Raw genomic sequence first — 24,945 nt, 5'->3', positions numbered from 1 at the left:
ACCGCGTCCGACCGCATTCGTCGCTGGGCTATCGGCCGCCCGCGCCCGTCAGCTACCCGGATCTGGCCTTCCGGCTACCCATGGCTGCCACCATGCAGTAGCCTCTCAATCGGCTCGGTCCAAAATACCGGTCAGGTCAGGTCATCCAAGGAGCCGCGGACGTTCCTCCATAGCGGACATCGCGCGTGCGGATCCGGATGGCCCTGCACCGTGCTGAGGAGACCGGTCAGGCTGTAGGTCAGCGGCTCGACGCGCACGCCGATGTCGTGGAAGCGTTGGATGAAGGGGATCTGGTCCTCGCTGACGAAGGCGTTCTGCCATGGTTGGGCGGAACCCCTTCCACGCCGAGCATGTGAAATTGGCCCCCGTCAGCCCGCTAGCCCCCATGAGTTCGAGCCTCCCGCAGCCACTGGAAGTAAGGACGAGGCTGTCCGAGACGAGAAGGCCGGAATTGATGTGAGATGCGGCCACGAAGCTCTCTGGATTTGGCTGACGGCGATGCGTGAGCGCCCAACCGCGGCAGTCTTGGATGCCCGAACGTATCGCGACGATCCCCCGCGATCAGACGATCTTCACTTGGCGGGCGCACGCCACGGTCACGATGCTGGCTCCGAGAACCATGTCCACCTCGGGTCCGAGCACACGCGTCAGATCTAACCCGTTCGGTCACGGTCGGACGATCGTGCTCGACCACGCCTATGCGTTATGACGATGGAACCGTCGGGCACCAAAGCACCCCGGCGTCGCCATCGCAGGTAGAGCTGCCCGAGGATCAGGATTGCGCAAGCACTTCGCTCTGATGAAGCTCTCGTCAGGGCGTCGCGAGCAATCAGCCTAACTTCGGCCTCTCAAGGAAGGGCCAGGGGTGCGCCTGCTCGTATGCGCGCGCAGCCCGGAGCACGATGTCCTCCCGAAGATAAGGACCAACGATCTGCAGTCCGACGGGCCGGCCATCACTGGTGAACCCGCAGGGTACCGATGCCGCGGGGTGCAGACTGAGGTTGAACGGGTAGGTGTAAGGTGCCCAGTTTAGCCAATCGTCGCCGTATGCCCCGCCCGGCGGTGTGTTATGCCCGGCCGCGAAAGCCGGAACGGCAACGGTTGGGGTGAGCAGCAGATCATACCGCTCGTTGAACCGGGCCATGGCGGCGTGCAGAGATGCTCGCGCACCGAAGGCTGTCGCGTAATCGGCACCGGAGACACCTTGCCCCTTTTTGGCCAGAGCAAGGAGGTTGGGATCGAGTTCGCTCCACTGTGCCTCAGGAATTGGTCGGACTGCCGACCACGCGATCGTCAGCCAGATCGGTTCGAGGATCGGCATCGGATTGGGGAACCCCGGATCCGCGTGCTCCACACTGGCACCAAGCTGCGCAAACGCTTCAGCGGCCCGTCCGACGATGGCCTCGACCTCTGGATCGAGCCGCTCGACGTAACCGAGTCTTGGACTCCACGCGATACGCAGACCTTTGACGCCCCAGTCGAGCGACTCGACCAGATCCGGCATCGGTCCGTGCGACGAAGTCATGTCGCGGGGGTCAGGACCGCTGAGCACCTGCAGCGCGACAGCGGCATCGCGAACCGTGCGGCTCACAGGCCCGAGGTGCAGCGTTGGGGCGGCCGGTACAGCAGGGATCCGGCCGAGGCTGGGCTTGATCCCGAAGACGCCGCAGAACGAGCTCGGGATTCGGATGGAGCCTGCGCCATCGGTGCCGAAATGCACGACGCCGAGGTTGAGCGCCGCCGCAGCGGATCCCCCGGCTGTCGACCCTCCCGTGGTCAGCAGCGTGTTCCACGGATTGCGCGTCAGCCCAGTCAGCGGGCTGTCGCCGACCCCCTTCCAGCCGAATTCCGGCATGCAGGTCTTGCCGATGACAACCGCGCCGGCGCGCAACAGGCGCTCCGCCAAAGGCGAGTTCTGGAGGGTCGCTGCATCCGAGCCGGCCCGGCTACCTTTACGGGTGGGGTGACCAGCCCAGGGGATGTTGTCCTTGAGCGTCACGGGGACGCCGTCCAGCGGGCCCAGCGACTTGCCGTCCCGCCAGCGGGCCGCTGATGCCTCAGCGGCACTGAGGGCTCCCTCCCGATCCAGAACGATGAAAGCGTTGACGGCTGGGTCCAGCGCTTCGGCACGCTTGAAGACCGAGGTCACGACCTCCGTCGGTAAGCAGGACCGATCGCGGTATGCCGCCTGAAGCTTTGCGCCGTCGAGGAGGGAGGGATCACGCCTACTTTCCTCCGCTGAGGCGCTGCGGTGGAAGGGGGCGAGCGCGAGGGCACCTGCGATCGCTCGCCGGGTCAAACCTCCAGAGGCGGCTCCCCAGTCACGGTCTGAAAAGTCCGCCTCGTTGCGCTCACTGTCGGTACTGCCGGTCATCCTCGTGCTCCCCGTGCGTCAGCGTGCCAGGCCCGCATTCGACGACGCGCAGGTTGTCGGTGACGTTGGCATCACCTTCCTCTGCAGAGCCAGGCCGACGCCAGTCAGCGTCAGGACAAAGGCGAGCATCTGTCGAGATCCGATCGTCTCATGGAGTGCGACTGCAGCGGCGACCGTTCCGATGATCGGCACCAACAGCATGCCCGTGGTCGCCATGCCTGTCGGCAGCCGGCGTAGGGCGGCCTGCCAACTGAGATAGCAGAGCGCGAGTGGGCCAATCGCCATGTAGCTGATGCCGGCCAGGCTCGACAGGCTCAGGCCCTTGATTTCGGAGGCCTCGGTGAGAAGGCTGATCAGCGTCATCGCCAGGCAGCCGAGCCCGACCTGCCACGCGGTGAGGGCGATCGGTGGCAAGCCGATCGGCCTTCGCTCAAGGATCGTTCCCAGCGCGAACAGGACGGCAGCGGCCAGAGCGAAGGCGATACCGGGCGCCTTGTGGAGGATCAGACCGGTCCCCGTGCCATCGACGAGAACGCAGATACCCAGGATGCCGAGTGCGAGGGCCGCGAACCCGCGCAGATCCGGACGCTCACCGCGCATTATCCAGGCGAGAAGCACGGCCCAAACTGGCATCGAGTACGCCAGCAGCGCCCCCTCCGGTACGGTGAGCCATCTCAGGGACAGACCGGTGAAACCCATCCAGGCGAAGACGTTGATCGCGGCGGCGAGACCGAGCCGTCCGAAAAGTGCGCGCGGCACCGTCAGGCGCTCACCGCGCCCGTAGGCGAGAAGGCCCAGTCCAGAGGCCGCAATGAGACCGGCGACGCCCCGCGCAAACAGAGGCGGCCAGTCCTGAAGGACCAGCTTGAGCACCGGCCAGTTCAGGCCCCAGCCCGTCGCCGTGGCGAGGAGGAAGAGCCGTCCGGCCTGTGTGCGTGTCAGATGAGGGAGTCGCACGAGGTCCGGGCTCCCTTATTTCTCGACGAAGGCCTTCTCGATCACGTAGTGGGCCGCCTCGCCGTGGTTGCCCTCCTCGTAACCGCGGGAGGTCAGGAGTTCCCGGGTGTCGCGGATCATGTCGGGGCTGCCGCAGAGCATAAACCGGTCGGCCGCGATCGCCATTTCCGGCAGGCCGATATCGGAGAAGAGCTTGCCCAAGACCATCAGGTCGGTGATCCGGCCGCGGTTGCGGAACGGCTCGCGGGTCACGGTTGGGTAGTAGATCAGCTGGTTCGAGATCATCTCGCCCAAGAACTCGTGGCGGGGCAGCGTCTCGGTGATGGTCTCGCCGTAGGCGAGTTCCTGCACCTGCCGGCAGCCATGGACCAGCACGACCTTCTCGAACCGGTCGTAGGTCTCCGGATCCTTGATGATCGACAGGAACGGCGCCAGCCCCGTGCCGGTGCCGAGCAGGTAGAGGTGCCGGCCGGGCAGCAGGTTGTCGAGCACCAGCGTGCCGGTGGGTTTCTTGCCGACGATGATCGGGTCGCCGATCTTGAGGTGCTGGAGCTTGGAGGTCAGCGGCCCGTCCTGGACCTTGATCGAGAAGAACTCCAGCTCCTCCTCGTAGTTGGCTGAGACCACCGAGTAGGCACGCAGCAGTGGCCGGCCCTCGACCTCGAGGCCGATCATGGTGAACTCGCCGTTGCGGAAGCGGAACGCCGGATCCCGGGTCGTGCGGAACGAGAACAGGTTGTCGGTCCAGTGGTGGACCGACAGGACGCGCTCCTCGTGGAACTTGCTCATCGCTCTTTCTTCCTCACTCAGGCGACCGCCGGATCCGCATTTCCGAACGCTTCGAGTAGCTTGCCGTCGCGGCCGTCCCACGCCGCCGCGTCGCCGGCCGGCTCGGTCTTCTCGGAGATGTTGGGCCAGAGGTCGGCGTACTTGGCGTTGAAGGCCTTCCAGCCTGCCGTTCCCGGCTCAGTATCGGCCTTGATGGCATCGGCCGGGCACTCCGGCTCGCACACACCACAGTCGATGCATTCGTCCGGATTGATCACCAGCATGGTGTCACCGACGTAGAAGCAGTCGACCGGACAGACCTCGACGCAGTCGGTGTACTTGCAGCGGATGCAGTTCTCGGTGACGACATAGGTCATGGCTTCACCCGTTGACGCGGAGCTCAGAGTAGCGCGGCGAGATCCTGGCCCTCGACATCGATGGCTAGGCCCTTCATCGCCTCGGCGCTGACCTCCCCGCCCATCGCGCGGATGCTCTCCTCGCGGATCAGCGACATGAGCCCCCGGCGCAGGCCCAGGAACTCGGAGGACAGGGTCAGGGCTGGCTGCCGCGGTCGGGGCAGCGGCACCACGATCTCGGCCTTGATGCTCCCGGGACGGGCGGTCATCACGTAGACGCGGTCGGAGAGGAAGATCGCCTCGTCGATGTCGTGGGTCACGAACAGCACCGAGATCTTCAGGCGCTGCCACATGTTGGTGAGGATTTGCTGCATGATCAGCCGGGTCTGCGCGTCGAGGGCGCCGAACGGCTCGTCGAGCAGGAGGATGCGCGGACCGGTGGCCAGCGCACGCACGATGCCGACACGCTGCTTCATCCCGCCTGACAGCCGGTCTGGGTAGTGGTTCTCGAACGGCGTGAGACCGGCGAGGCCTAGGAGCGTGCGCGCCTGTCGCTCGCGTTCGCCGCGCCGGACTCCCTTCATCTTCAGGCCGAACTCGACGTTTTCGCGCACCGTCTTCCACGGGAAGAGTGAGTACTGCTGGAAGATCATACCGCGGTCTGCGCTCGGCCCCGAGATCGCCTCACCGTCGACGGTCACCCGTCCCGACGATGGTTTGAGAAAACCGGCCAGTGCGTTGAGCAGCGTCGACTTCCCGCAACCGGATGGGCCAATGATCGATACGAACTCGCCGGGCTGCACCGTGAGCGACGTATTCGAGACGGCCTCCACGGCGCCTTCCATCGTCTCGTACCGCAGGCAGAAGTCGCGGACCTCGATCAGGCCCCGGCTCGGCTCGGGCATGGCAGGCTCCTCGATTGATGGGGGGCGGGCATCCGCCGCGTGGGGCGGCGCACCACGGAGGGAGGCGCGGTCGTCGGGCTGGTCGGGTGTCCTACCGGGCGGAGGCCCAGGGCATGACGAGGCGGCCCACGAGCCGGATCGCGAAGCTCGAGCCGAGCCCGAGCAGCCCAATCGTGATCATGCCGAGCGCGATGTCCGGGTACTGAACCAGGGAGTAGGCCTCCCAGGTGAAGTAGCCGATGCCGAACTGGCCGGAGATCATCTCGGCGGCGATCAGCGAGACCCAGGCCACGCCCATGCCGACCGTCAGCCCGGTGAAGATCTGCGGCAACGAGGCTGGCAGGTAGACCTCGCGGAACACAGCTACTTCCCTGGCTCCGAGGCACCGGGCGGCACGCACCAGCACTGGGTCAACCTGCACCATGCCCTGGAGGGTGTTGATTAGGATCGGGAAGAACGAGCCGAGGAAGGTGATGAAGACGATCGAGCCCTCGTTCGTCGGCCAGAGCATGATCGCCATCGGAACCCAGGCGATGGCCGGGATCGGCCGCAGCACCTCGCAGATCGGGAAGGCGATCTCGCGCAGGAGGTGATAGCGGCCCATGAGGAGGCCGAGCGGGACGGCGACACCGCCGGCCAGCAGGAAGCCGAACAGGATCCGGCGGCAGGAGATGAGTACGTGATCGCCGAAGACGGGACTGTGCAGGGCGATCACCGCACGGCCCACGACGTCCATCGGCGTGGGTATGTTCAGGAACCGCACGTAGAGGGTGACGCGGTTGGCAGTCATATACTGCCAGAGGGCGACAAACAGGATGAGTGACGCGAGCCCGATCAGTGCGGCGCGGAACTCACCGCGGTGCAGGCGAAGCCAGCGGCGGGTGCGGCCGGTCGTGGGTTGGGCAGACGCGGGCGGTGGCGCGAGGGTCACCGTTCGCGGCGGCTCGGACTCGGCGGTGGACCGGAGGGCGACAGCTTCCATGAGGGTCTAGCCTCCCGTCACAGCGGCCCTGAGGGCCTCGTCGTAGGGCATCACCTTGCCGCCGCCCTGGGCCGCGGCCTCGGCATCCTGTTTCAGGAGGAAGGGCGCGATGCCGCCCTTGTCGTCGACCACGTAGAAGGCCTCGCGGGCGAACAGCTTGATGCCGCGGGCCGTGTCGAAGACGTAGGCGACGTCGACGGCCTGACCCTTGGTCTTCATCTCGTTCAGCGCGCCGAGCGTGCAGGCGGCGCTGGAATAGGGCTGGATCGCGCCGCCTTTCACCCAGATCTCGCCGGCCTTGCGCGGCTCGGTGATCGGCTTCTTGCAGAACGTGTCCTGACCGCTGACCTCATAGTTGGCGGTGCTCGCGCGCTGCTGGTCGTACTCGAGACCGCGCTCGGCGAAGACCTTGCGAAGATACGCGTCGTCGACCCAAGGGCCGACGTCGAACTCCTTGATCCGGTCGAGCTTCTGCAAGACCTTCACGTCCTCGCGTGCGGCGTCGATCAGTTGCGGCTTGATCGTGGGATCGATGGTCATGATCCCGCCGGGACCGAGGAAGATATAGACCACCTCCTTGTCGGTACCGGTCCACGTCGCAATCTGCTCAGCGGCGCGCTTCGGGTCAGACTTGACCCAGGCGTCTGCGTCGAGCACCGCCTTCACGTAGGCCTCGACGATCTCGGGGTACTGCTTGGCGAAATCGGTGCGCACGACAACGCCGTGCCAGGTCGGCAGCTTGGTCTCGACGCCGTCGAACACCTTGCGGGCGGAGCCGCGGAACGGTAGCAGCTCGGCGAAGGGGACGAAATCGGCGTGCGCGTCGATCTTCTTCTCCTGAAGGTTGGTCGAACCGACCTCCGGGCTCTGGCTAACGAGACGGAAGTAGGTGGCCGGGTAGCCCTTGTCCTGCAACGCCTTCAGGATCATGCCGTGGGCGGCCGAACCGAAGGGCACGCTGACGACCTTTCCCTTCAGGTCCTCGAAGGAGAAGTACTCGGAGTCCTTGTTGACGACGATGCCGTTGCCGGAACCGTAGAGGTTGTACGCCGCGACCGCGATGAGCTTCGATTTGCTCTCGGGATTGTTCTGGAAGGTGGCGCCGTTGACGACCAAGGGGTAATCGCCCATCGCGCCGAACTGGAGCTTGCCGGCCATCATGCCGTTCGTGACCGGCGGTCCGGACGTAAAGTTCTGCCAGTCGAGCTGGATGGTTTTGTCGGCGTACTTGCCGGTCTTGGGCAGGTACTTCTCGAGCAGCTTGAGCTGTCGGATAACCACCCCTACAGTGGCGGTGTTGGTTGTTGTGTCCTGCGTGCCGATGCCGACAGTCAGGGTCTCGGCGCGGGCCGGCGTACCGATCCCGGTGCCGGTAAGTGCGAGAAGCGCGAGAGCGGATACCGATCCGAGCCCGGGGAACCGTCTTGCCATCGCCCGCTCCGTCATGTCGGTCCGATGCCGCAGCGACATCGGAGGCATGATCGGACTTGGCGACGAGTTCGATCAAACATTGAGAGAGCGCGCGGGTCGATTAGTTGCGCAAAAAGGTTGTGTCAGCCCGGATGTGCTGTCGATTTGAGCGGGAAGCTTCGGATTTAGGCGCATTCCTCGCCGCCACGCATCTGCGCTAGGATCTCAGAGCGCAACACAACGATCTGCGTGCGCCGTGTCGCGACGACCCCTTGCTCCGAAAGGCGCTTCAGGCTGATCGTTACCCATTGCCGGGTGGCGCCGACCATGTGGGCGAGGTCGGCGTGGGTAAAGGTCGCCGCGATCACGGTCCCGTCCTCCTCCGGCACGCCGTAGAGATCGCACAGATGCAGGAGGAGGTGGGCGAGTCGCTCGGTGATCGAGCGGGTTCCGAGCATCTGGGCCAGGGTCGAGTAGCAGCGGCCCTTGAAGGTCAAGCCGTCAATGACCCCGATTGCCAGCGCCGGAATCTGCGTCACGAGCTGTCGAAGGGCCTTGCCCGGCAGGTGCAGCACGCTGGAATTGCTCGCCGCCATGCCCGACCACTTGTGAAGGCCGGTGCCAAATACGTCGGGACCGCCGACGAAGTTGCCGGGGTACCAGTAGGCCAGCGTGATCTCGCGACCGGAGGGCGCCGCGTAGAAGACCCGGATGCGGCCGCTTTCGACGATCCAGATCCCGTCGTTCGGCGTCTCCTGCATGAACAGGGTCGCGCCGCGATAGAGTACACGGCGTCGACCCTTCTCCATGACAAGGGCAAGCTCGCGTTCGGTTAATCCGTCGAGCAGCGGGCGCTGGCCGGTGCCGGCCCTTAGTGCAGCCTCGGACAGCAGAAGGGCGTTCGCCTGAGTTTGCAGCCCCGCCGGGGCCTGAGATGGGCGTATCGGCGCCGTGGTCTGCATCGCCATCTCCTGCGTCTTGCAGGGAATGGCGCAGCAAACCCTGTACCAGCTCTAAACTGTCCCTAGTCGCATGTGGCATCCGGCTGCCGGCGAGCCGTCTGTAGACGCGATGCGGCGCCCCACCCGGATGGGAGAGGCGCCGCATCGAACGTCGTCAGTTGGATCAGTCAGGGGCGTCCCTGGCAGCGCCCGATCGCCCATTGGATGAGCTTGCGGACGTCGGGATCCGGATCGTTGGAGGACGCCTCAAGGGCAGCGAGACCGCGCCGGTCGGCGATCTCGCCGAGGGCCGCGGCAGCCTCCTTGCGCAGATTACTCACCTCCGAAGTCAGTGCGTGCCCCAGAACGTCGACGGCGGCCGAGGCTTTGATCCGGCCGAGAGCGTTGGCAGCCTTGATGCGGACCTGCCAGACGGGATCGTCCATTGCCGCGATAAGGGGGGGCGTCGCCTCCGGCAGCCTGATCTTGGCACATGAGACAGCCGTTTCCTCCCGTACCTGCCAGTTGTCGTCAGACAAGCCAGCGATCAACGTGGAGATGCCGGGGCCGCCGGGGCGCAGGAAGACCAGGGCCGCCATCGTCGCGCGCCGGACGGTCGGGTCGGGATCGCCCGCGGTGGCGATCAGCGCGGGCAGCGCCTCCTCAGCCTTGAGATAGCCGATGACGCCGAGGCCCTCGCGGCGAACCTCGGGCGCCGAACTCTGTAGCGCCTTCAATGCGGCCGACAGGGCATCCGGCAGGACGAGCTCGCGCAGCGCCCGCAGGGCGGACGCCTGTACGAAGGGGTCGGCGTGCTCGGCGCGCTCGATCAGCAGCGGGCCGCAGGTCGGCTCCTTCTTCTCGGCGAGGGTGTCGGCGGCGGTGCGCCGCACGGCCTCGTCGGCGTCCTCGAGGGAGCGCACCAGGCCCTCGACGACGTCCGCGCCGTCGTGCTCATCCAGGGCCTTGGCGGCGGCCGCACGAACGGTGGCGTCCGAGTCGCCGAGACCCTTCAGAAGTAGGACCTTCGCCTCGGGGCCGACAGCCTCGGCGAGCTCCATCATCGCGACGCGCCGGACGCCCGCATCGGCGCTGGCGCAGCGCTCGGCTACGTCGTCGAGGTCGTCGTCGAAGGTATCGAATACGGGGCTCATGGTCGGCCTCAGCGCAGCAGGTACGGGATGTTGACCTTGACTGCGTTCGTCGGGCAGTCGACCTCGCACGGCATGCAGTACCAGCACTCGTCGTACTTCATGTAGGCCTTCTGCCGCGTCTCATCGATCGCGAGGATGTCGAGCGGGCAGACGTCGACGCAGACGCGGCAGCCCTTCTCGGCGATGCACTTCTCGTCGTCGATGACGACCGCGGCACTGCTGGCCTGATTGATGATCGGCATGGATCGATCTCCGGTTCGTGGGAGGGCTACTCGGCTGCGGCCGGCGTCTTGATGCGGAGCTGGTGGTAAGCGCTCATCTCCTCGGCGGCGACCGGCACGATGAACGGGTCTACCGCCCGCTTGGCGTGAGCCATCCGGCCCTGGGCGTCCTTGAACAGCATGGTGTGGCAGTTCCAGTTTGCGTCGTCGGTCTCGGGGTGGTCGACGCGCAGGTGGTAGAAGCCCCAGCGGCTCTCGGTGCGGTAGAGCGAGGCAGCGGCAGCCATGTCGGCGCAGTCTAGGATCGTCTGCATCTCCAGGGCGCGCAGCAGCTCGTGCGGGTCGCGGGCGCAGAGCAGGTCGAGGTCCTCGCGGATCTCCGCGAAGCGGCGCTGTCCGAGCTCCATCTTGGCCGTCACCTTCGGCGGCTCCAGATAGTCGTTGACCAGGCGGCGGGTCTTGAACTCCATCTCGTGCGGGGTGAAGCCGTCGTCGCGCCGGGTCGGCGCCAGGACCCGCACACGCTCTGCGGCGATGTCGGCCTCGTCGTGGTCCGCCAGCGCGTTGGCCGAGCAGTAGGCGGCGGCGTCGGCGCCGGCGATGCCACCGTTCACAAAGGCACCGAGCATGTAGTTGTGCGGCACGCTCGCCATGTCGCCGACGGCGTAGAGGCCTGGGACCGTGGTGCGGGCAAACTCGTCGACGAACACGCCCGAGGCCGAGTGGCCGGAGCAGAAGCCGATTTCCGAGATGTGCATCTCGACCGGTCGGCGGCGATAGTTGGTGCCGCGCCGTTCGTGGAAGCGCCCGCGCGAGGGCCGCTCGTTCGAGTGCAGGATGGTCTCGATCTCGGAGATCGTCTCCTCGCGTAGGTGGTCCATCTTGAGGAAGACCGGGCCGTTACCGCCCTGCAGCTCGCGCCAGAACTCCAGCATCATCTGGCCCGACCAGTAATCGCACTCGATGAAGCGCTGGCCCTTGTTATTGGCCGTGTATCCGCCGAACGGGCCGGTGACGTAGGCGCAGGACGGCCCGTTGTAGTCCTTGATCAGCGGGTTGATCTGGTAACATTCAAGGTTCGCGAGCTGCGCGCCGGCGTGATAGGCCATTGCGTAGCCGTCGCCGCAATTGGCCGCGTTCTCGTAGGTGCCGAACAGGTAGCCCGAGGCCGGCAGGCCCAGGCGCCCAGCGGCGCCGCAGGCTAGGATCACCGCCTTGGCCTTCACCACCAGGAACTCGCTGGTGCGGGTGTTGACGCCGATGGCGCCGGAGATACGACCGTCCGCGCCCTTGAGCAGCCGGGTCGCCATGTAGCGGTTGGTGACGCCGACCTGCAGACGGCGGAGCTGCCGATAGAGGACCTTCTTGACGTTGTGCCCCTCGGGCATCGGCAGCACGTAGGTTCCCATATGGTGGACCTTGCGCATATTGTACTCGCCCGACCCGTCCTTCTCGAACTTGACCCCGAGCCGGTCGAGGTACTGGATCATCGGGAAGGAGCCCTGCGCGTAGGCCATCACGGCGCGCTGGTTGACGATGCCGTCGTTGGCGACGGTGATCTCCTTCACGTATTGCTCGGGGGTCGCGTAGCCCGGCACGACGGCGTTGTTCAGCCCGTCCATGCCCATGCTAATCGCGCCCGAGCGCTTCACGTTGGCCTTCTCCATCAGGACGACGCGGAGCTTCGGGTTGGCCTCCTTGGCCTTGATGGCGGCCATCGGGCCGCCGGTGCCGCCGCCGATCACCAGGATGTCGGTCTCAATGATCTCTGTCTTCGTCGTGGATTCGAAGGCGCTCATGGGAAGGTCTCGCGTCAACGGAATGGCGGCGCTCGTGCCGTCATGGGGCGGTCGGATCGGGGGTCAGGCAGCTTTACGCGGCGCAGCTTGGAGCGCGACGGGTGGCGCCTCGGCCGCGAGGGCGCGCAAATACGACCAGGGGAAGATTCCGCGGGCGTGGCCGTCGCTAAAGGCGATATGCACGGCATAGCCGCCCATCGGCTCGACCTTTGTGACGGTGATGCCGCCGAAGGCTTCGGGGAAACGGTTCTCGACGCGGTCGCGAGTGCACCACGCGCAGCGGCAGCGCAGTCGCAGACGCTCGGCAGGCAGCGTCGCGACGAGGCCGTCACTCCATTGCAGGCGCAAGGAAAGTCCGCCGCGCGAAAGTGTGGCGCCCTCGGGGATAGCCCCCGGGTCGAACGGAGGCGGATTCGGAAGCCCGGTCGCGTGGTCGGCCATACGCTCCTCCTCTGATGGCATCGTGAGAGAAGCCGAGGCGCGATCGATCGGACAGCAATTAGTTGCTCGGAATTTCAATCAGGTCCGTCGCCAAGAAACCTCGCCTGATGCGCACGATCTTTTGGCGCCACTGCGGTCGAGGCTGGCCTCAGCGGCGCTGGCGCAGAGCTTCATCGCGGCGGGTGGATCCGATGTGCTGAGCAGCGGGCTCCTTACGAGTCGTACGTGACTAAGCCTGTGACGGTTAGAAATTGTCCGCTTCTCTAACAGTTGGCTTCCAATGCTGACCGGCCGCTTTCGGCCAGACTACGCCATGCCGGATCACAAATGGGCGCAAAACCGACCGTTCGGCTCTGCGCCTATTTCAGACATTCAGTGATTGCACTGCGCTTCTCCGAACCGGAACATCAAGTGGTTCGCGTCGCGGTCCACGTTGCCTCATAAGCCAATTATCGACTTGAATTACCTTCGTTGGCCGAGCGTCCTCTCACGTGCGCCGGCTCAGAGGAACCCGATTGAGAAACAGGGGATCAGGATGATCACAACGAGGTCGACCAGTAAGGCCAGGATGACTTCCGCTGCCCGGGCCCGGAGATAAGATGCGACGGATCCTGGTACATCGGAGGGCGGATAGACCCAGACATGCAGGCTACGGACTCATGCTGGCGTCCGAAATAGCGCTGCTGCTATGATCGCCGACGAATTCGTAAAAAACACAGAAAATCTTGCCCCGCCCTTTCGGAACAAGGGCTAACGCTTTCATTGGTTTTCTGCACATTTTGTGATAGTACTTAGCTCCTGCTCCACTCGTCTGGCGCAAGTAGAATTTAGCGTGGTTTAGTCGAGAGCGCCTGCGCAATATTCGTTCGAGCGAAGGCCAGGCCTACCAGTCGGTTTCGTCCTTGTCGGGCTGCGTCGCCGCAGACGGCTGGAACAGCGACCGGTTCTCCCGCACGATGTCCTGGAGAAACGCGACGATCGCCTTCGCGCGGGCCGGCGCCCGCACGTCGACATGGGTGACGAGCCAGTAGGAACGGGTGAAGCGAATACGCTCCGGTATGACTCGCCGCAGCGCCCTGTGCTGAGCAGCCATGAAGCAAGGCAGGATGCACAGACCGTAGCCGCTAAGCGTAGCGCTGAGCTGAGTGATGATGTTCGAGATCTGTAGGTCCGCCCGCCGCCCCCGAATCAGCTCCGACAGGTAGTCGTGGGCGGGCGTAGGGATCATGTCATGGATGTAGCCGATAAGGCGGACGCCGTCGTAGTCGAGGTCGCCCTTGCCCGTGCCGTGTTCCCGCAAGAACTGCTCACTGCCGTAGAGTCCGTACTCGTAGTTCATAAGCTTCTGGGCCCGGAGCGGCCCCGCATCTGGCCTCTCCATGGTGACGGCAATGTCGGCTTCCCGCCGGGCGAGGCTGACGACGCCTGGATCGGCGATCAGTTCGAGGGTGACCTCCGGGTGGCGCCCAGCCAGGGTCTGCAGGTGTTGGGCGAGGAAGTAGGTGCCGAATCCTTCCGGCGTTGCGACCCGGACCGGCCCGGACATCTGCACCTTGGCTTCCATCAGGTCCGAGGAAATGCGGATAGCGACCGCCTCGATCCGCTCGGCCTCGCCGACGAGGCCACGGCCGGCCTCGGTGAGGACGTAGCCGGTGAGCAGACGGTCGAAGAGCCGGACCTGGAGAGCGTTCTCTAGAGACGTGATCCGGCGGCTCAGTGTCGAGTGGTCGACTCCGAGCTGCTGGGCGGCGACGGTTAGGCGCCCAGCTCGCACCACCGCCAGGAACGAGCGCAGGTCGTTCCAGTCGAAGTCAGGTCCTTTGGAATTCACGCACATCGAGCTTGCTCCAATTCACATTTTCCTGCCGGACGTGCGCCGGTACAACCCCGCAACACGAGACAAAATTCATAGAAGGGGGCCGTTGTCGCCCCTCAACGGAGCAACGCCATGTCCATGTACGCCAAGCTCAAGCGGCGCGCGGCGGAGGGCCGTCCGGCCCGCGTTGGTCTGATCGGCGCCGGGAAGTTCGGCTCAATGTTTCTGTCGCAGGCGTGGCGGACCCCTGGCATTCACCTCGTGGGCGTCTCCGACCTCTCGCCTGTCAATGCCAAGGCGTCGATGCACCGGGTCGGCTGGCCCGACGAGCGCTCCCAGACCGCATCCCTGGAAGAGGCGTCCCGGTCGCAGAAAACCTTCGTGACGGACGACACGGCGGCGATGATCGCCAGCCCCTTCATCGACATCGTCATCGACGCCACCGGCAGCCCCGCCGCCGGCATCCGCCACGTGATCGCTGCGTGCGCGCACCGCAAGCACATCATCATGGTCAACGTCGAGGCGGATGCGCTGGCCGGCCCGCTGCTGGCCCGCCGGGCCGCCGAGGCAGGGATCGTCTACTCCATGGCGTCGGGCGACCAGCCCGCCCTGATTGCCGAGTTGGTGGACTGGGCGCGCTGCGTCGGGCTCGACGTCGTCTGCGCCGGCAAGGGCACCAAGTACCTGCCGGTCTACCACCAGTCGACGCCCGACACGGTGTGGGGGCATTACGGCTTCAGCGAGGAGCAGGTCGCCGGCGGCGATTTCAACCCGCAGATGTTCAATTCCTTCCTCGACGGCACCAAGTCCGCCCTGGAGATGGCGGCGGTGGCCAACGGCTGCGACCTCAGCCCGCCGGACGACGGCCTCGCCTTCCCGGCCTGCGGCGTGGACGACCTGCCGAGCGTGCTCCGGCCGGTCTCGGACGGAGGCATCCTGCCCAAGAAGGGCACCGTGGAGGTGGTCTCGTCCATCGAGCGCGACGGGCGCCCAGTGTTCCGGGACCTGCGCTGGGGCGTCTACGCGGTGTTCGAGGCGCCAACGCAGTACGTGAAGGACTGCTTCAACCAGTACGGCCTGCAGACCGACGAGTCCGGCCGCTACGCCGCGATGTACAAGCCCTACCACCTAATCGGGCTCGAACTGGGCACTTCCGTGGCGAGCATCGCCACGCGGGGCGAGCCCACCGGCTCGACGAACGATTGGCGCGGCGACGTCATTGCCGTCTCCAAGCGGGCCTTAAAGGAGGGCGAGATTCTCGACGGCGAGGGCGGCTACACGGTCTACGGCAAGGTCGTGCCGGCCGAGACGTCCCTGCGGGTCGGCGCCGTACCAATCGGCCTCGCCCACGGCCTCAAGCTGAAGAACTCGGTGGCCGCCGGCCAGCCAGTCCGCTGGTCGAACGTCAGCTACGACGGCGCCAACCAGGCAATCGCCTTCCGGCAGGAGATGGAATCGATCTTCCGCGCGGAGAAGGGCCTTGAGCGCGCGTAAACTTTGCCACCACGACAACAGAGCCACACCGTAGCACGGGTCCAGGTTCCTAGAGGGCGAAAAGCCCCTGGCCCGACTTGCCGCGAGATCAGGCCGCTTTTTGGGAGACACGCCGTATGATCCTTTCGCGACGCATCCTGCTCAAGACGGCCCTCGCCTCGACGGCGGTGGCGAGCCCCTTCGTGACCCGAGCCTGGGCCCAAGCGCCTGAATTTACTTATAAGTTCGCCAACAACGCCCCGGCGACGCACCCGATCAACGTCCGCGCGCAGGAAGCCTCGCAGAAGATCCTGGCCGAGACCAACGGCAGGTTCGAACTTAAGGTCTTCCCGAACAACCAGCTCGGCGGCGACCAGGATGTGCTCGGCCAGCTGCGGTCCGGGGCGGTGGAGTTCTTCGTCCTCTCTCCGCTCATTCTCTCGACCTTGATCCCCAGTGCCTCGATCAGCGGCGTCGGCTTCGCCTTCGCTGACTACCCGGCAGTGTGGCGGGCGATGGACGGGGAACTGGGCGCCTATGTGCGCGCCCAGATTGCCAAGAGTGGCCTGATCGCCATGGACAAGATTTGGGACAACGGCTTTCGTCAGATCACCACTTCGAACCGGCCGATCAACACCCCGGCCGACCTCGGCAACTTCAAGATGCGCGTGCTGGCGAGCGCGATCTCGACCTCGATGTTCAAGGCGCTCGGCGCGTCGCCCACCACCATATCCTTCGCCGAGACTTATTCCGCCCTCCAGACCAAGGTAACGGACGGCCAGGAAAACCCCCTGGCGCTGATCTCCACCGCCAAACTCTACGAGGTGCAGAAGTACTGCTCCCTCACGAGCCACATGTGGGATGGGTACTGGTTCTTGAGCAACCGCCGAGCATGGGAGCGGCTGCCGGCCGACGTTAAGGATATCGTCGCCAAGAACATAAACGCGGCGGGCCTCGCCGAGCGCGCCGACACCGAGGCGCTCAATTCCTCACTCCAGGGGGACCTGACCGCCAAGGGGCTGGTATTCAACAAGCCCGATCAGGCGCCTTTCCGCGACCAGCTGCGCAAGGCCGGCTTCTACGACGAGTGGAAGCGCAAGTTCGGCGACGAGGCCTGGGGCCTCCTGAACAAGGCCTCCGCTGGGGGGCTCGACTGAGCATGGCCCACGCGACGCACCTTGATGCGGGGACGCTCGCCGTCCCCGCCGGCCTCGGTCCTCGGCGCCGGTGGGCGCTCAAAGCCGGCGCCCTCCTCAAGCCGATGGTCGAGATCCCAGCCGCCCTCATCCTCGTGGCCGAGATCATCGTGCTACTGGTCGGCGTCCTCAGCCGCTACGTCTTCGAATCGCCGCTGATCTGGTCCGACGAACTCGCGAGCATCCTGTTCCTATGGCTCGCCATACTCGGCTCTGTCCTCGCCTTCCAGCGGGACGAGCACATGCGCATGACGGCGGTGGTGGCGATGATGTCACCCGGCCTTCGGGCCTTCTTTGACGTCATCGCGATCGTGGCGCCGCTGGCCTTCCTCGTGGTGGTCTGGCACCCAGCCTACGAGTTCGCGGTGGAGGAATCCTTCGTCACGACCCCGGCACTCGAGCTGTCGAACGCGTGGCGGGCGGCCGCCCTGCCGATCGGCCTCGGACTGATGGGGCTCGTAGCCTCCCTGCGGCTCGCCGCCGTGGGGGACCTCCGTCATATCCTCGGGGCGGTCGCGGTGGTGGGGGCGACGATCGCCCTGTTCGTGACCCTGGCCCCGGTGCTCCAGCCGCTTGGCAACCTCAACCTCGTGATCTTTTTCGTTGGCCTGGTCGGGCTGATGGTGCTCGGCGCCGTGCCAATCGCCTTCGCCTTTGGGCTTGCCACCTTTGCTTACATCGTGCTCACGACGAGCACCCCTTCGATGGTGGTGGTGGGGCGCATGGACGAAGGGATGAGCCACCTCATCCTGCTCGCCGTGCCGCTCTTCGTGTTCCTTGGCCTGCTAATTGAGATGACCGGCATGGCCAAGGCCATGGTCGGTTTCCTAGCTAGCCTCTTGGGACATGTGCGCGGCGGCCTGCACTACGTGTTAGTCGGCGCGATGTACCTCGTCTCAGGAATCTCGGGCTCGAAGGCCGCCGACATGGCCGCCGTTGCCCCAGTCCTGTTCCCGGAAATGAAGGCGCGGGGCGTCAAGGAAGGCGACCTCGTGGCCTTGCTCGCCGCCACCGGCGCGCAGACCGAGACGATTCCGCCCTCGATCGTGCTAATCACCATCGGCTCGGTGACGGGCGTGTCGATCACCGCCCTGTTCACCGGCGGTCTCCTGCCGGGTCTGGTCCTCGGCCTCATCCTGTGCGCCCTCGTCTGGTGGCGCTACCGGGGCGAGGACCTCAGCCACATCAAGCGCCCGTCCCGGGCAGTGATCGGCCGGGCCTTCGTCGTGGCAATCCCGGCGCTAGCGCTGCCCTTCGTGATCCGCTTTGCGGTGGTGGAGGGCATCGCCACAGCCACTGAGGTGTCGACCATCGGCATCGCCTACTCTTTCGTAACGGGCCTGTTAATCTACCGACAGTTCGACTGGCGGCGCCTCTACCCAATGCTGGTGACGACAGCGGCCCTATCGGGGGCGATCCTGCTCATTATCGGCGCGGCGACTGGCATGGCGTGGTCGCTGACGCAATCGGGCTTCTCGGCTTCTCTAGCGACCTTCATGACGGGGTTGCCCGGCGGCATCCCGACCTTCCTGGCCGTCACCATCGTCGCCTTCGTGATCCTCGGCAGCGTCCTAGAGGGCATACCGGCCATCGTGCTGTTCGGGCCGCTGCTGTTCCCCATCGCCAAGCTGGTGGGGGTCAACGAGGTCCACTACGCGATGGTGGTGATCCTCTCCATGGGCATCGGCCTGTTCGCCCCGCCCTTCGGCGTCGGCTACTACGCTGCTTGTGCCGTGAGCCGGATTCATCCCGACGCGGGGATGCGGCCCATCGTCGGCTACATGCTCGCCCTCCTGATCGGGACGATCATCATCGCCGCCGTGCCGTGGATCTCGACAGTCTTTCTCTGAAAATCCTGGGTCTCCGAAGGACCGAGGTCTTCGGTGGGGTCCGGGTGCCAAGCCCCTGTGTCGCCCGATTCCCGGAGCGCTGGGCGCTGCCTTGTACTCGCCGGAGGGTTCGGCACTCCGGACACTCATGACCTTCATGTAGTCACCAAGGGATCATTCCATGTCCACCGCCGACATCGCACCAATCGGCTTCGCGCTACGTAACGGCTGCCGGATCACCCACGGCACCGGCGCCAATGTGAAGACCCCATTCAAGACCATCCCGCTGACAATGCACGAGCTCTATCCCGGCGGCGCCCTCGCCACGCCTTCGACACAGCGCGGGCAGCTCGGCTTCATCCCCTTCAACCACGAACTGCGCCTACCTCGGCACGTCCATGTCACAATGGCTGAACGCGACGAGGACCGGCGGCTCCTGGCCGAGCGCATCCTTGTGACCGGCGGCGTCGGCCTCGTGGAGCTGAACGGTGAGGTCTACGTGATCCCACACGGCTGCCTCGTAGATATCCCCGAGGGCGTTCCCCACACTTGGAGCGCCTGCCCCCCCGGCGTCGCGATGCCCGACGGCACCAAGACCACGGGCCAGTTCCTGATGGTCTACGACTACGCAGAGCCCACGAGCTTCTTCCCCGTGGAGGGGACGCACACCCTGAACTCGATGGTCGATTACGTCCGCTACGACGGCAAGCTCGCCGACATCTGCTTCCCAACCCTCACAGCCGAGCAGGTGAAGACCGGGGCTTCGTTCGTCTGGAACGACGGCCTGATCGCTCCTGACCAGGGGCAGCACTGACCCAGCCCCATCCCCCCACGACGCAGGACTGCCATGAATTCACGCGCGACCCGACCCATCGCGGACCGCCTTCACGAGGGGCCCGTCGACTACCGCAACTACATCGACGGCCAGTTCGTCGATGGCGGCGATTACATCGAAGTGACGAACCCCGCCGACGGCCGCCTCCTGGGGCGCGTTCCGGAGAGCGGCGCCGACACCGTGGACGCCGCTGTAATAGCCGCTCGCCGAGCCCAGTCTGCCTGGGAGAAGCGCCCGCCCATCGAGCGCGCCGGCTACCTGCGGCAGATCTCGGCTAAGGTGCGCGAGCACCGGGTGGAACTCGCCGACATCATCGTCCGGGAGCAAGGTAAAGTCCGGCCGCTCGCCGAAGTCGAGATCGACTTCACCGCGAGCTACATCGACTACATGGCCGAGTGGGCCCGCCGGCTCGAAGGCGAGGTCATCACCAGCGACCGGCAGAACGAGACGATCTTCCTGCTGCGCAAGCCGATGGGGGTAGTCGCCGGCATCCTGCCCTGGAACTTCCCATTCTTTCTGATCGCCCGCAAGCTCGCCCCGGCGCTGATCACCGGTAACACCATCGTCATCAAGCCGAGCGAGGAGACGCCGATCAACGCCTTCGTCTTCGCCGAATTGCTGGCCGAGACGGACCTGCCTGCTGGCGTCGTGAACATTATCGGCGGCCGGGGCGCCGCCGCGGGCCAAGCTATGGTCGAGCACCGCAGCGTCGACCTCGTGACCTTCACCGGGAGCGTCGCCACCGGCTCGCGGATCATGCAGACTGCCGGCCGCAACCTCACCCGGGTGAACCTCGAACTTGGGGGCAAGGCTCCGGCGATCGTGCTCGCCAACGCCGACCTCGATCTCGCCGCCAAGGCGATCTACGATTCCCGCGTCATCAACACCGGGCAGGTCTGCAACTGTGCCGAGCGGGTCTACGTCGAGCGTGCGGTCCACGACGCGTTCATCGACAAGCTGAAGGGTCTGTTCGAGGCTACACGCTACGGCGACCCGTCCCACGAGACCGACCTGCACATGGGGCCGCTGGTGAATAAGATTGGCCTCGACAAGGTCGCCCGGGCCGTCGACCTCGCCCGGGAGCAGGGTGGCACGGTCATCACCGGCGGGCGGATCGCCGATCGGTCGTCGGGCTTCCACTACGAGCCGACCCTAATCGCAGGCGTGGGCGCCGACCACGACATCATGCGCAGCGAGACCTTCGGGCCGGTCCTGCCGGTACAGGTGGTGGACGGCCTTGACGAGGCCATCACCCTTGCCAACGACTCCGAGTACGGGCTGACCTCGTCGATCTTCACCAACGATCTCAACGCTGCGCTCCAAGCCAGTCGCGAATTGAAGTTTGGCGAGACCTACATCAATCGCGAGCATTTCGAGGCGATGCAAGGCTTCCACGCCGGCCGTCGCAAGTCCGGCATCGGCGGCGCCGACGGCAAGCATGGCCTCTACGAGTTCACCGAGACCCATGTGGTCTACATTCAGGGCCGGTAAGCTCGTACGACGAGTCCGGCGCCGGCATCACGGGCTTTGCCCCGCGGCGCCGGGCCGACTGGATCTAGTCGCCGGTACCCGGCATATGACGGACCGCCCGGGGCTCCGCTCTGTCGCGCTGCCGCTGCGGAATGACGAAATGCGCGTCCAGAACTGCTTTAATTTCCACGACTTTCGGCGCTTGGCAAAGCGCCGGCTGCCTAGGCCGATCTTCGACTACATCGACGGTGCAGCGGACGACGAAACAACCTACCGGCGCAATACCTCATCCTTCGAAACCTGCGACCTCGTTCCCAACGTGCTGCGAGGCGTGCGCGACATCGACATGTCCGTGACCGTGATGGGCCAGAAGCTGGCAATGCCGGTCTATTGTTCGCCCACCGCCCTGCAGCGGCTGTTCCACCATCAGGGGGAGCGTGCGGTCGCCGCGGCAGCAGCTCGGTACGGAACGATGTTCGGCGTCTCATCGCTGGGTACCGTTAGCCTCGAGGAGGCACGGCGGATCAGCAGTGGCCCGCAGGTTTATCAGTTCTACTTCCACAAGGATCGCGGCCTGAATCGCGAGATGATGGCCCGGGCCAAGGCTGCGGGCGTCGAGGTCATGATGCTGACCGTCGACAGCATCACCGGCGGCAACCGGGAGCGCGACAAGCGCACCGGCTTCGCCATCCCATTCCATCTGACACTGGCCGGAATGGCGCAGTTCGCAATGAAGCCCGCTTGGGCGTTCGATTACATCACTCACGAGTCCTTCAAGCTGCCGCAACTCGACAACCACGTTGACATGGGCGGTGGGGCCCTCTCGATCAGCCGCTACTTCACGGAGATGCTCGATCCGGCCTTGGCCTGGGACGACGTTGCCGAGATGGTGCAGGCTTGGAATGGGCAGTTCTGCCTGAAGGGTGTAATGTCTGTTGAGGACGCGAAGCGCGCCGTTGAGATCGGGTGCACCGGTATCGTCCTATCCAACCATGGCGGCCGGCAACTCGATGGCTCGCGGGCGGCTTTCGACCAGCTTGCGGAGATCGTCGATGCGGTCGGTGACCGGATCGACGTGATCATGGACGGCGGCGTGCAGCGCGGCACCCACGTCCTCAAGGCTCTGGCGCTCGGCGCAAAAGCGGTCGGGGTCGGCCGGTACTACCTTTTTCCGCTAGCCGCCGCCGGCCAAGCCGGCGTGGAACGGGCATTGGAACTGATGAAGATCGAGATCGAGCGCGATATGAGGCTGATGGGATGCACATCAATTGATCAGTTGAGCCGCAATAATTTAAGATTCCGTTGAGCAATTCAATATCGAGCGGTAATGTTTGGAAAAAACCTTTGATTTAATTATGGACTAGCATAAGATCAATAAGGCAAACATAGAAAATTAGAATATTGCTAAATTCCGCAGCTTTGAGCGGGCATCTGTGTATTTATTGGCACTTTTCGTAACTATATACCTTGAGAGCCGTGATCATGAACCACTCGAAAAGTGCAAACGGGCCACAATCGGCTGCCGTGGTTCTGAATACTGCGTTATAAATGCTCAATCCTGCGATCAATTTTGGCATAAGAAGAGCAACGCCCCTCCGCCGAGGGAAACTTCGGAATTAAATTTAATATAATTCTTGGCTCTTTTTCCACTAATGGGCATGGCGTCATAGAATTTGGACGACTAGACGGGGCTGCTACAGGACCATCCGCTTTTCGGGCCGCCTTCTTCGAAGCGGACGGGCAGCTTTCGGCCAATTCCGGCCGGCCGCTTCCCGTCGGGGCATTGTTTCAGATCAAAGCGCAGCCAGATAAATTCGGCAGGTTTGAAGCGTCCTATGCGGGGAGGCTTCATGCGCGATTATCTCATCACCTTCCACAAAATCGTCCTGGACGGCGCCGGACACGATCGATGCATCGTGCAACGCCGCACGCGGCTTCGCGCGCGATCGGACGTCAGCGCGGCCTGGGAGGCCAAAGCGCTCTTCTGCCGAGCCCTCGGCATCTCCGACTGGCGGCTGCGGGCCGATACCTGCGAGGTCATGGAGCTGGCGCATTTTGTTACGTAGGCTCACCGCATCGCTCAGATGCCCGTTCGGGCCGGAGGCGGCCTTCGGCACGGCGCAGCGCGCGATCTGGGTGCATAAGTGCCGTGCGCAGGATGCGGCGGGTTTCCGTGGTACGCGTCGAGAGCGGTTCGGGTAAGCTTGCGTCTCCGCAAGGAAGTCCGGAACCTGGTTGATGTCGAGTGAGACCTGCGGCCCCGAACGGCATACGTGTCCGCACGCACGCACCGAGGTTGGCTGCGCCCACTGCCAAGTTCGCCTCCTGAGCGTGTGCGCTGCACTCACACCTGAGGAACTGAACGAACTCGAGTCGCTCAGCCGGCACGCCGTGCTCGATGCGCGCCAGACGCTGTTCTCGCAGGACGAGGAGACCACGGCCGTCTACAACGTCACCGCGGGAGCCTTACGCCTCTCGCGCCTGCTTCCGGACGGACGCCGCCACGTCATGGGCTTCGCTCTCGTCGGCGACTTCCTTGGCCTCGCGCTGGCGGAGCGACAGACGGTGACCGCCGAGGCCCTGTCGCACGTCACCGTTTGCCGCTTCGATCGGCGGGCGTTCCAGGATCTCATGGTTCGAAAGCCCCACCTCCTGCAGCGCCTGCATGAGCGCGCCGGCTACGAGCTCGGCCTCGCGCAGGAGCTCATGCTGCTGCTCGCCCGTCGTGGGGCCGAGGAGAAGGTCGCGAGCTTCCTGCTCGCCCTGCGCGGACGCTACGCGCGCATCGGCCTGACTTCGGTGACGCTGGAGCTGCCTATGGGCCGACAGGACATCGCCGACCATCTCGGCCTCACCATCGAGACGGTAAGCCGCACGCTGACGCGGCTGGACCGCGAGAAGGTCATCCTGATCGTACCTGGCGGGGTCCGCCTGCTCGACATACCCCGACTTGAACGCCTCGGTGGATGACGCAGCCAATGAGCCTCGGCGCGCGGACGCCCTTACTGTCGGAGCTGTTGCCTTGATCTGAAACAAGGACCCGGCTGCCCGACGGGATCAGTTCAGAGGAACTGGTCACGGAGACGCCGATGGCCGACCTGCAAGCCCAACCGCCCCAGCCATGCCCGCATAAGCCCGGCTTGTCGTAGGCGGCGCCGAGCACTGCAAGTCAGCTGCCCACTTCGTTGGCCATGTCGACCCGCCCTGGGACGCGGCTGCAAGCTCGTGGCCGATGCTCCATGCATCTCATCTCACGCAGGTCCCGGCCAACACGCCTGACTGCTGTCGCCTTCAAGGATTGGACCGGTGCCGACCGAGATCTGCGTGGACTGCCCCGTACGCGAACACGCGCTGTGCAGCAGCCTCAACGACGAGGGTGTGATCGCTTTCACCGGTCTGTGCCAGCGCCGTTGCGTCACGGCGGGCGAGACCGTGATGTGGGCGGGCGACGAGAGCCGGATCTGTGCCAATCTGGTGTCGGGCGTCCTGAAGATGGTCGCCGCCACGGCCGACGGACGAGAGCAGATCGTAGGCTTGTTCTACCCGGCCGATTTCGTCGGTGAACCCTACGCAGAAGAGCACGCCTTCACCGTCACGGCTCTGACCAACGCGGAACTGTGCACGGTCCAGAGACGACCCTTCGAGCACTTCCTGGAGGAGCACGCGCGGATGGAGAACCTCCTGCTCCAGCGTACCTTACGAGCGCTGAAGGAGGCGCGCGGCCGCATGCTGAGCTTGGCGCGTCTCTCGGCCGGTGAGAAGGTGGCCGGACTCCTCATCGACATGGCTGCACGAGCAGAGCGCTGTGTCCGCCGACCGGGATCGGACCACCCGGTGACCTTCGATCTGCCGATGACCCGCGGTCATATGGCAGATGTGCTCGGGATGACGATCGAGACGGTGAGCCGACAACTCACGAAGCTGAAGGGCGCCGGCGTGCTCGCCCTCTCGGGCAATCGGACGGTGACGATCAAAGATGCACATGCGCTTCGTGCTTGGGCGGCGGCCCGATAAGGCG

General features: G+C 65.0%; 22 protein-coding genes. 9 read left to right on the top strand and 13 right to left on the bottom strand.

The features are described 5' to 3' along the window. Positions 1-829: 829 nt before the first annotated feature. The 13 genes from MKL09_RS03890 to MKL09_RS03830 form a co-directional block, all read right to left on the bottom strand. Positions 830-2,374 (bottom strand): amidase, encoded by a 1,545-nt coding sequence (locus MKL09_RS03890; protein ID WP_244018131.1) that lies wholly within the window; start codon positions 2,372-2,374, stop codon positions 830-832. A gap of 18 nt (positions 2,375-2,392) precedes the next feature. Further along, the gene (locus MKL09_RS03885) at positions 2,393-3,331 is read right to left on the bottom strand and encodes a DMT family transporter (RefSeq protein ID WP_244018129.1); all 939 of its coding nucleotides are present in this window, start codon (positions 3,329-3,331) and stop codon (positions 2,393-2,395) included. A gap of 15 nt (positions 3,332-3,346) precedes the next feature. After that, positions 3,347-4,120, bottom strand: coding sequence for a ferredoxin--NADP reductase (locus MKL09_RS03880; RefSeq protein ID WP_244018127.1), 774 nt, complete (start codon positions 4,118-4,120; stop codon positions 3,347-3,349). A 17-nt stretch (positions 4,121-4,137) separates the two neighbouring features. Then, positions 4,138-4,476: a ferredoxin FdxA gene (fdxA, locus tag MKL09_RS03875; RefSeq protein WP_244018125.1), complete on the bottom strand. Its 339-nt coding sequence runs from the start codon at positions 4,474-4,476 to the stop codon at positions 4,138-4,140. Between the two features lie 23 nt (positions 4,477-4,499). Beyond that, entirely contained in the window at positions 4,500-5,360 is an 861-nt protein-coding gene (locus tag MKL09_RS03870) for an ABC transporter ATP-binding protein (RefSeq protein WP_244018123.1), read from the bottom strand. Between the two features lie 91 nt (positions 5,361-5,451). Then, on the bottom strand, positions 5,452-6,342 hold the full coding sequence (locus MKL09_RS03865) for an ABC transporter permease (RefSeq protein WP_244018122.1): 891 nt from the start codon (positions 6,340-6,342) through the stop codon (positions 5,452-5,454). A gap of 6 nt (positions 6,343-6,348) precedes the next feature. Continuing rightward, a complete protein-coding gene (locus MKL09_RS03860; protein WP_244018120.1) occupies positions 6,349-7,773 on the bottom strand; it encodes an ABC transporter substrate-binding protein in 1,425 nt (474 codons plus the stop codon). 164 nt (positions 7,774-7,937) lie between these two features. Further along, a complete protein-coding gene (locus MKL09_RS03855) occupies positions 7,938-8,714 on the bottom strand; it encodes a Crp/Fnr family transcriptional regulator (RefSeq protein WP_244018118.1) in 777 nt (258 codons plus the stop codon). A gap of 167 nt (positions 8,715-8,881) precedes the next feature. Next, complete coding sequence (locus MKL09_RS03850; RefSeq protein WP_244018137.1) at positions 8,882-9,847, bottom strand: HEAT repeat domain-containing protein; 966 nt, start codon at positions 9,845-9,847, stop codon at positions 8,882-8,884. Between the two features lie 8 nt (positions 9,848-9,855). Continuing rightward, positions 9,856-10,089, bottom strand: coding sequence for a ferredoxin family protein (locus MKL09_RS03845; RefSeq protein WP_149312599.1), 234 nt, complete (start codon positions 10,087-10,089; stop codon positions 9,856-9,858). Positions 10,090-10,115: 26 nt separating this feature from the next. Then, positions 10,116-11,867, bottom strand: coding sequence for a fumarate reductase/succinate dehydrogenase flavoprotein subunit (locus tag MKL09_RS03840; protein WP_244018116.1), 1,752 nt, complete (start codon positions 11,865-11,867; stop codon positions 10,116-10,118). A gap of 63 nt (positions 11,868-11,930) precedes the next feature. After that, entirely contained in the window at positions 11,931-12,308 is a 378-nt protein-coding gene (locus tag MKL09_RS03835) for a DUF971 domain-containing protein (protein ID WP_244018114.1), read from the bottom strand. A gap of 883 nt (positions 12,309-13,191) precedes the next feature. Further along, positions 13,192-14,145, bottom strand: coding sequence for a LysR family transcriptional regulator (locus MKL09_RS03830; RefSeq protein ID WP_244018112.1), 954 nt, complete (start codon positions 14,143-14,145; stop codon positions 13,192-13,194). A 111-nt stretch (positions 14,146-14,256) separates the two neighbouring features. Between MKL09_RS03830 and MKL09_RS03825 the strand changes: the two genes are divergently transcribed. The 9 genes from MKL09_RS03825 to MKL09_RS03785 all read left to right on the top strand — a co-directional run bounded on the left by MKL09_RS03825 (position 14,257) and on the right by MKL09_RS03785 (position 24,941). Beyond that, entirely contained in the window at positions 14,257-15,618 is a 1,362-nt protein-coding gene (locus tag MKL09_RS03825) for an NAD(P)H-dependent oxidoreductase (RefSeq protein WP_244018110.1), read from the top strand. A 116-nt stretch (positions 15,619-15,734) separates the two neighbouring features. Further along, complete coding sequence (locus MKL09_RS03820) at positions 15,735-16,754, top strand: TRAP transporter substrate-binding protein (protein ID WP_244018108.1); 1,020 nt, start codon at positions 15,735-15,737, stop codon at positions 16,752-16,754. Positions 16,755-16,756: 2 nt separating this feature from the next. Further along, positions 16,757-18,643, top strand: a complete 1,887-nt coding sequence (locus tag MKL09_RS03815; RefSeq protein WP_409566897.1) for a TRAP transporter large permease subunit — start codon at positions 16,757-16,759, stop codon at positions 18,641-18,643. Positions 18,644-18,803: 160 nt separating this feature from the next. Then, a complete protein-coding gene (locus MKL09_RS03810; protein WP_243940834.1) occupies positions 18,804-19,436 on the top strand; it encodes a hypothetical protein in 633 nt (210 codons plus the stop codon). Between the two features lie 33 nt (positions 19,437-19,469). Beyond that, positions 19,470-20,948: an aldehyde dehydrogenase gene (gene aldA / locus MKL09_RS03805; RefSeq protein ID WP_243959487.1), complete on the top strand. Its 1,479-nt coding sequence runs from the start codon at positions 19,470-19,472 to the stop codon at positions 20,946-20,948. Between the two features lie 139 nt (positions 20,949-21,087). Continuing rightward, entirely contained in the window at positions 21,088-22,233 is a 1,146-nt protein-coding gene (locus MKL09_RS03800) for an alpha-hydroxy acid oxidase (RefSeq protein WP_244018106.1), read from the top strand. A 544-nt stretch (positions 22,234-22,777) separates the two neighbouring features. After that, the gene (locus MKL09_RS03795) at positions 22,778-22,993 is read left to right on the top strand and encodes a hypothetical protein (RefSeq protein WP_244018104.1); all 216 of its coding nucleotides are present in this window, start codon (positions 22,778-22,780) and stop codon (positions 22,991-22,993) included. Positions 22,994-23,165: 172 nt separating this feature from the next. Further along, positions 23,166-23,897, top strand: coding sequence for a Crp/Fnr family transcriptional regulator (locus MKL09_RS03790; RefSeq protein ID WP_244018102.1), 732 nt, complete (start codon positions 23,166-23,168; stop codon positions 23,895-23,897). A 336-nt stretch (positions 23,898-24,233) separates the two neighbouring features. Continuing rightward, positions 24,234-24,941 carry a Crp/Fnr family transcriptional regulator gene (locus MKL09_RS03785; RefSeq protein ID WP_244018100.1) on the top strand — a complete coding sequence of 236 codons (708 nt, stop codon included), beginning with the start codon at positions 24,234-24,236 and terminating at the stop codon, positions 24,939-24,941. The last annotated feature ends 4 nt before the right edge of the window (positions 24,942-24,945 follow it).

Origin of the sequence: Methylobacterium sp. J-048 (assembly GCF_022829515.1) — a bacterium.
Taxonomy (GTDB): domain Bacteria; phylum Pseudomonadota; class Alphaproteobacteria; order Rhizobiales; family Beijerinckiaceae; genus Methylobacterium.
Note: the sequence above shows the minus strand (reverse complement) of the source record. Positions and strands in the feature narration are given on the sequence as shown.